The following is a 7,122-nucleotide window of genomic DNA, read 5'->3' on the forward strand; positions in this document are numbered from 1 at the left end:
GCGAGCGAATACCGATGGTCCAACGCTTTCGCCGGGAGGTCTGCATGAGCCGATTTATAAGCCACGACACAGTCACTACGCAATATTGGCATTTGCTGGAAGACGGCCGGGTGCAATGCGATGTATGCCCGCGATTTTGTAAACTGCGCGAAGGCCAACGCGGTTTGTGCTTTGTGCGGCAAAATCTGCGGAATCAGATCGTAATGACCAGTTACGGCCGCTCCAGCGGCTTCGCCATCGATCCCATCGAAAAAAAGCCGCTCAATCATTTTTTGCCCGGCACGGCAATTTTTTCGTTCGGCACCGCCGGTTGCAATCTGGCTTGCAAATTCTGCCAGAACTGGGACATCAGCAAATCCCGGGAAATGGATACCCTGATGAGCCGCGCCGCGCCGGATTTGATAGCCCAGACCGCTTTGGCGCGGGGCTGCGATAGCGTGGCCTATACCTATAACGACCCGGTGGTGTTTCACGAATACGCCATAGACACGGCCCAAGCCTGCCGGGAGCTGGGCTTGAAGTCGGTAGCCGTCAGCGCCGGCTATGTTTGCGCGGAGCCGCGCGCCGAGTTTTATCGCTGGATGGACGCCGCCAACATCGATTTAAAAGCCTTCAGCGAGGATTTTTACCACAAAATTACCGGCGGCCATCTGCGGCCGGTGCTGGAAACTCTGCAATACCTGAAGCACGAAACCCGGGTGTGGCTGGAATTGACCACTCTGATTATTCCCGGCGAAAACGATTCGGAAAGTGAGTTGGAGGCGATGACCCAATGGGTAGCGGAAAATTTGGGACCGGATGTGCCCATGCATTTCACGGCCTTTCATCCCGACTGGAAAATGCTGGATAAACCGCGCACGCCGGTTTCATCCTTGCTACGCGCGCGCGAAATTGCCGTCAAAAACGGCGTTCGTCATGCCTATGTCGGCAATGTTCACGACAAGTCGGCCGAAAGCACCTACTGCCATGCTTGCGGCGAATTATTGATAGGGCGCGATTGGTATGTGTTATCGGACTGGAATCTGAATGCCGATGGCCGATGCCGGTTTTGCCAAACGCGTTGCGCGGGATTGTTCAATGCGCTCCCCGGAAGTTGGGGCTCAAAGCGCGTGGCCGTGCGGCTGGATTGATCGAGCGGGATTGTAACGTTAAACCGTATGGTCGGGGCTACGGCAGGGGGCAAAAAAAGCCCGCGTTATGCGATATAAGGCGGGCCGTGGAGTTGACAGAGCTTTAGGTACTGCGAGGTAAACAACGAGGGTAGAGCAAAAACGGTTCAAAGTTCGATGCCGGGGTGTAAAGCCAGATTGCTGGAAACGGAAGCGGCACCGAACAACAGGGTGGATATGACGAATTCGCCCGACAAAAATCCGAATATACCGATGGTAAAGAAAATGCCGGTGAGGATGTCTCTGAAGAAATTGATTTTGGGTTTCATGATTACGTCCTGGACTGTTGGTCCGTTAAAAATTGAGTACGGTTTAACTATAAACTTATTTAAATTATTTACAATAAGGCTTGTATTTTATGGTTTGTTTCTTATTGGTAAACAAATGTGACAAAAGTATGATAGGCGGCCCAGCTTCAACGGGCACCATGGTTTAAAATTCGTTATGAAAATTCCTTTTTTCTTCTTGTTATCTTGCTGGCTGGCGCCCGTGGCGGCGGATGAAGTATTCAGTCTGGCTCTGCCCGAATGCGCGGCCCGTCTTGAACAGCGCGCCACGGCACCCTCTGCGTTGCTGGTTCGAAGCAATTGCGCCTTATCGATTGCTTCCTTGCTTGAATTGCTGAAAGCGGGATTGCCGGTTTTTTTAGCGGCCGATACGACGGCCATTGAGTCCGTCGGCTTGGGGCGCCTGATTGAATTCCCGCAATGGTCGCGGGCCTTGGCGCGGGCGGCGGCCGAAACGCCTGCCTGGAATAGCCGGCGCGGGCGGCCGAGCAATTCGAAACAAAACGCCAATCAAATCGTCACCGGTTTGCTGAATCAATCGGCCTATCTGGGCGATTTGCAGGCGGCTTTTTTACCCTTCGGTCTGAAGGCCTGTGTGTCCACGGTGGAAAAAGTGCTGGTATTCAGGGCCCGAACCATTTTTCAAAACGATTTGCCGGATGTGGCCAAGTTGTCCCCCCAGGCCTTGTTGCCCAATGATGCTCAAGTCTGGTTGACGCTGAAGCCCTTGTCCGCCGATTGCCCGCGGCCATGAGTTCCCGCTGCTACCTGGAATTGCTCGCTAATCCACTGCACGGCGGTATCGACCCCATCGCGGTCTTGCATCTCTTGGGCGGCCTGGCGGACGCGATCGCGCCAAGCCGGCGTATTCAAGGTGGTTGCAATGGCTCCCGCCAATGCTTCGGCACTGACGGATTTGGCGGCTAAGGGTTTGCCGCCCAAGCCCAATTGCTGTATGCGAAGGCCCCAAAACAACTGTTCGTCCATGAAGGGCACCACAATCGAAGGGCAACCGGAACGGGTGGCCGCATGCGCGGTGCCGGCCCCGCCATGGTGCACAACCGCCGCGCAGTGCCTGAACACCGGCTGGTGCGGATGTTTGCCGATAAAATAGATGCGTCCTTGCCGGCCGCCGGCTGGATAGTCGGGGGAACTGGTTTGAATGATTGCCCGGCAGCCGGATAATTCAACCGCCCGAATGAACAATGTCATGCTCCATTCCGCTACGGCCTGTTGCAGGCTGCCGAACGTCATATAAACCGGGGCCGGGCCCGCGTTTAAAAAGGCATCCAGGCTTTCCGGCATGTTCCAGCCATCCGCATCGACAGCCAGGTTTAAAAAGCCGCAGATTTTGTGATGGGCGGGCCAATCTTTCCGGCCCTGGCAAAACAAGGGATCGACGGCGACCAAATCGAGTTGCCGCGAGGTCAAATGCTCGCCGAGCATATTGTTGGCGGGCGCTACTCCAGCCGAGCGCCATAAGCGGGTCAAGGGTTCCCGCAGAGCCCAATTGAAGACCAGTTCCAGCAATTTCCAGCTGATGGGGTTCAGATATTTACCCAGATCGGGAAAGCTGAAGGGCGGCAGGTTGGGGCTGGGTATGGCGGCGTGGCAAAAGGTAACGCTGTAAAACGGTTTTTCGCCCTGGGCGGCGGCCAACTTCAGAGGATACAAAAAATGATGGCCCAGAAGCAGATCGTTTTCCGCAACCAATTGTTGCGCGGCGGCATAAATGTCGGCTTCCCAGGGGAAGAAAGCTTCATCCAATAAGGCCCGCAGCCATTTCAAGGGATGCATCTTGAATGAACGCGCCGCGAAATCCCGCATGTCGAAGTCTATACGCTCGGGTATTTGCCGGTAGCGGATATTTAATTGCCCGGCGATGCCGTTGTAGCGCTGCTTATCGATACTGCTGACAACCAAGGTCACTTCGTGCCCGGCTTGCCGCAAGCCAGCCGCCAGTGCCAGCAGCGGGCGAATGTCACCGTTTGAACCCCAGGTTTGAATGCCGATTTTCATGTTTATTACCGATGCGATGCTGCCATGCGGACGAAAATACCACATCCACCTCCTTCGCGGCGGCGATTGCGGGTGGAATTTACAGCGCGTTTGCCGGAGAGTTGTTTAAACTAACTCACATAAAACCACTCCCTTTCATAGCAAGGGTCCTATTAGCGATTGTTGTAAGTTTGGTTTCAGCCATGACGCATAGCTCTATCAAAAGCAGTTTTTACGCCTATCTATCCCGATTGAGATGGATCAAACGCTGGGGATTGAAGCGCAATGCCCTGAATGAAAATGTCATGGAGCACAGTTGGGAAGTGGCGGTGATTGCCCATACCCTGGCGCTGATCAAGAACCGCTATTTCGGCGGCCAGGTCGATGCCAATGCCATTGCCGCCGCGGCTCTGTATCACGATGTCACCGAGGTGATTACCGGTGATTTGCCTACCCCGATCAAATACCACTCCCAGGCCATCTTGCACGCCTATAAAAGTATCGAACATCAGGCCGAAATCGAGTTGCTGCGGCTATTGCCCGAGGCATTACAGGCGGATTTCGAACCTTTGATTCAGCATGAACGATTGCCGCCGGAGAATCAGCAGATCATCAAGGCGGCCGACAAAATATCCGCTTACCTGAAATGCCAAGCTGAATTGAAAGCCGGTAATACCGAGTTCGAGATTGCGGCCGAACAATTGGCCAAAAACATCCATGATTTGCAACAAGCTGAAGTGGTGTTTTTTATGCAGGCCTTCGTGCCTAGCTGCGGCTTGACCCTGGATGGCTTGATGCAAACCCGATAAGGACTTTGTCAGAAAGGCGCCAAAAACGCGAAAAGTTGTTTTCGATCATATCCTAACGATCATAAAAGGTGCCTCGCCCCGGCAAATGAAAGTAGTGCAGCTGGGCACGGTTCCTCGCCGGACAGGACGCCGTAAATACGTCTGTGTAGGCTCGACGGCAGCATCCTTGCTGCCGACGCCTGTCCAACAAGCAACCGTACCCGCTCGATTTTTTACTTTCAGAGTAAGCGACGACTTATTTTTTCCGCGCGCCTGTCTTAATACGGTTTTAATATATTGTTAATCCGTTATTAAGCAACGTTCATTTAGAATCCATCCCAACTTAATTCAAAAGTGGAGACGACTCTCATGTTCAAATCGGCAAAATTCGTTGTTATGGGCCTGCTGTTTACCTCGGTTGCCGTTGCCGATGGGCATGGTCACGGTCACGGTCACGGTCACGGCCATCATAAGCATCACGGTCATCATCACCATGATCACTATGTGGAAGTCGAGCGGGTTTATTATCCCGAGCGGGTGGTGCAATATGTTCCCGCGCCCGTGCCGGCACCGCGTTATCAATCTTACGATCAACGTACTACGGGCGGTTTGGTGGGCGGCGCCCTGGGTAGTGCCGTGGGCTACGAAATGAGTAAGGGCGATCCCTTGGGAGCCGGTATCGGTGCCGCCGCCGGTGCCTGGATGGGTAACGGCATGAGTCGGTAGCGGGTTCCGTCGCAACCGCCGCGTGGTGTATCCGCTTGAAACCTATGGCTCGGGATACGGGAACACCTTGACCAGCAGGGCGCTGTAGTTGTCCGCCGGTTTACCGGAGCTGTTTTTATCCGCCACTCTGGGTTCCAGGCGTTCTTGCATCTCGGCCAGCCAAGCGGCGGCGGAATGGCGGGCTTGCCAAGTTTCCAGCAATTCCCGGTCGCTCATCAATTCCCATACGCCGTCGGTACACAGTAAAAAGCCGTCGCCCGCCTGAATCGCGACCGGGCCGTTAATGCGGTATTGCGGGGTGTTATCCTGGCCCAAGGCATGCAAAATGACATTGCGTTGAGGATAGTCCGCCATGTCGTCTTCGGACAGGGCGCCGCATTCCAGCATCATGTTGATCAAGCTTTGGTCGGAGGTGCGTTGCAGCAATTTGCCGTCACGGAAATGATACAAACGGGAATCGCCGACATGCCCCCACACCGCCCGATGATGGTCGACAATCAATACCGCCGCGGTGGTTGCCATGTGTTTGGAAGCGGGCCTGGACAGGCGGGCGGAAAAAACCGCCCGATGAGCGGCTTCCAATAATTGGCCCATATTTTTGCCGCTACAGCGCGGGTTGGCGCGGAATTCCCGCAAAATGGTTGTTACGGCCAATTGCGAGGCTACTTCGCCCGCCTCCTGTCCGCCAACGCCGTCCGCAACGATCCAGCAAGCGGCTTGCGGGTTTATGGAACAATAAGCCAGCGCATCCTCCTGATTGAGGCGGCCGCCGAGGCCGGTCAAGCTGGCGGTGTCGAATATCAGACTTGCCGGCTCTCCCAGCCGTTTTTTGAGAAATTTCAACATCCGGCGGAATTCCGTCAGAACCTATTGACAGGTGCTTCGCTGGACAGCATTCTTTTGATTCTTTGGAATTGTTCCGAATCCCTGGGAGCGGAATTGAAGTCGGGCAGGCTTCCAAGCAACTGACTCAAGGTTTCTATTCTGATGCTGTCTACCCAATGTCCATCGATATCCTTGGGAAGGCGTCTGGACACTCTCAACAAGGTTTGCGGGTTATAACCGGAAGCTTGCAACAACGATATGGCGATTCTGTCCGCCTGTTGCTCCTTGGCCGGGTCGATTGTTTGTGGCAAGGAGCCCAACTGAGCGGTTTCCTTGGGTCGAGATGCCGGCGTAGCGCCTAGCAGGAAGTCGAAAAAACTGGTGGGCGCCGATTCTACGCGCGACTTGCAAAAATGTCCCGCCAGTTCATGGCCTAGCTCGTGAGCCAGGATGGCGATCATCTCTTCTTCGTTTTCGGCGAAAGTCAAAGCGCCTTCATTGACAAATACAAAGCCGCCGCCAATCGAGAAGGCATTGGGCGATAAATTGCGCACCAGATAAACGCGCCAGGGGATACCTCCGGCGTTGAAGGAATATTGCGCCGCCAGCCGCATGGCCAGTCTCTGCACGAATTCGGTGGCTTCGTCGTTCAGGGGTCTAAGCGGCCATTCGTTGAATATTTTTTGTCTGGTGCCGAGCGCGGCTTCCATTTCGCCGGGGCAAAAGCCATTCGAAAAGCCTGTTGCATTGCGCGTAAGCAGAATGCAACAGACCATTAAAATGAAGCGTGTCGGCTTAATTGACGACATCAAAAGTGGATATGCTCAAGTCATAGCTGTTGCCGGACTGCACTTTGTGTTCGATGACATAGGTGCCGCTGGTGGCGCCGCTGGGAATGGGGATGACCGCGTTGGCGTTCCAGCCGCCGGATGCTCTTTGACTTTCCTGTTGCGGCAGGGCGGCCAGAACTTGGCCGTCCTTCTTTAAGGTCCAGCTTTCGGATACCGGCGATACCGCTTGTTGCTTGGGCAATCGTATCGAATAATCCGTGGCCAGCTGAACCGAATCGCCGGGGCGGACCGGGCTTGGACTGGAACTGGATTTGTTGATTTTGACTTGTGCAGTGTCTACCGATTTGGCCAGACCGTACAAACGCTGGTCCTCGTTGACGGATCTGACCTGAGAGGCCTGATATTGCTGATATTTTACCGTGCCCCAACCGACGACTGCACCGCTGACGGCGCCGATGGCCGCGCCTTGGGCACAGCCGCTGCCGCCGCCGGCCGCCAGACCGACCACGCATCCGAGCGCGGCGCCGCTCAGGGCGCC

At 54.9% G+C, this 7,122-nt stretch carries 9 protein-coding genes; 4 read left to right on the forward strand and 5 right to left on the reverse strand.

From position 1 onward, the window contains the following. Positions 1–44: 44 nt before the first annotated feature. Complete coding sequence (gene amrS / locus NP590_RS18295; protein WP_256604122.1) at positions 45–1,130, forward strand: AmmeMemoRadiSam system radical SAM enzyme; 1,086 nt, start codon at positions 45–47, stop codon at positions 1,128–1,130. A gap of 146 nt (positions 1,131–1,276) precedes the next feature. Here the strand turns inward: amrS and NP590_RS18300 are convergent, their stop codons facing one another. After that, entirely contained in the window at positions 1,277–1,438 is a 162-nt protein-coding gene (locus tag NP590_RS18300; RefSeq protein WP_256604123.1) for a hypothetical protein, read from the reverse strand. A gap of 175 nt (positions 1,439–1,613) precedes the next feature. On the opposite strand from NP590_RS18300, the gene NP590_RS18305 reads away from it, so the two are divergent. Then, entirely contained in the window at positions 1,614–2,210 is a 597-nt protein-coding gene (locus NP590_RS18305; RefSeq protein ID WP_256604124.1) for a hypothetical protein, read from the forward strand. Here NP590_RS18305 and NP590_RS18310 read toward each other — a convergent pair. Continuing rightward, positions 2,159–3,475, reverse strand: coding sequence for a glycosyltransferase (locus NP590_RS18310; RefSeq protein WP_256604125.1), 1,317 nt, complete (start codon positions 3,473–3,475; stop codon positions 2,159–2,161). The genes NP590_RS18305 and NP590_RS18310 overlap by 52 nt on opposite strands. 182 nt (positions 3,476–3,657) lie before the next feature. On the opposite strand from NP590_RS18310, the gene yfbR reads away from it, so the two are divergent. Beyond that, positions 3,658–4,263: a 5'-deoxynucleotidase gene (gene yfbR / locus NP590_RS18315; protein ID WP_256604126.1), complete on the forward strand. Its 606-nt coding sequence runs from the start codon at positions 3,658–3,660 to the stop codon at positions 4,261–4,263. Between the two features lie 348 nt (positions 4,264–4,611). Beyond that, the gene (locus tag NP590_RS18320; RefSeq protein WP_256604127.1) at positions 4,612–4,968 is read left to right on the forward strand and encodes a glycine zipper domain-containing protein; all 357 of its coding nucleotides are present in this window, start codon (positions 4,612–4,614) and stop codon (positions 4,966–4,968) included. Positions 4,969–5,010: 42 nt separating this feature from the next. Here NP590_RS18320 and NP590_RS18325 read toward each other — a convergent pair whose 3' ends face one another. The 3 genes from NP590_RS18325 to NP590_RS18335 all read right to left on the reverse strand — a co-directional run. Next, positions 5,011–5,814, reverse strand: a complete 804-nt coding sequence (locus NP590_RS18325) for a PP2C family protein-serine/threonine phosphatase (RefSeq protein WP_256604128.1) — start codon at positions 5,812–5,814, stop codon at positions 5,011–5,013. A gap of 14 nt (positions 5,815–5,828) precedes the next feature. Beyond that, positions 5,829–6,503, reverse strand: a complete 675-nt coding sequence (locus NP590_RS18330) for a M48 family metallopeptidase (protein WP_256604130.1) — start codon at positions 6,501–6,503, stop codon at positions 5,829–5,831. Positions 6,504–6,588: 85 nt separating this feature from the next. Beyond that, on the reverse strand, positions 6,589–7,122 hold a 534-nt coding region (locus NP590_RS18335), incomplete at its 5' end, for a hypothetical protein (protein ID WP_256604131.1).

It is taken from the genome of Methylomonas subterranea (assembly GCF_024505185.1).
In the GTDB taxonomy this organism is placed as follows: domain Bacteria; phylum Pseudomonadota; class Gammaproteobacteria; order Methylococcales; family Methylomonadaceae; genus Methylomonas; species Methylomonas subterranea.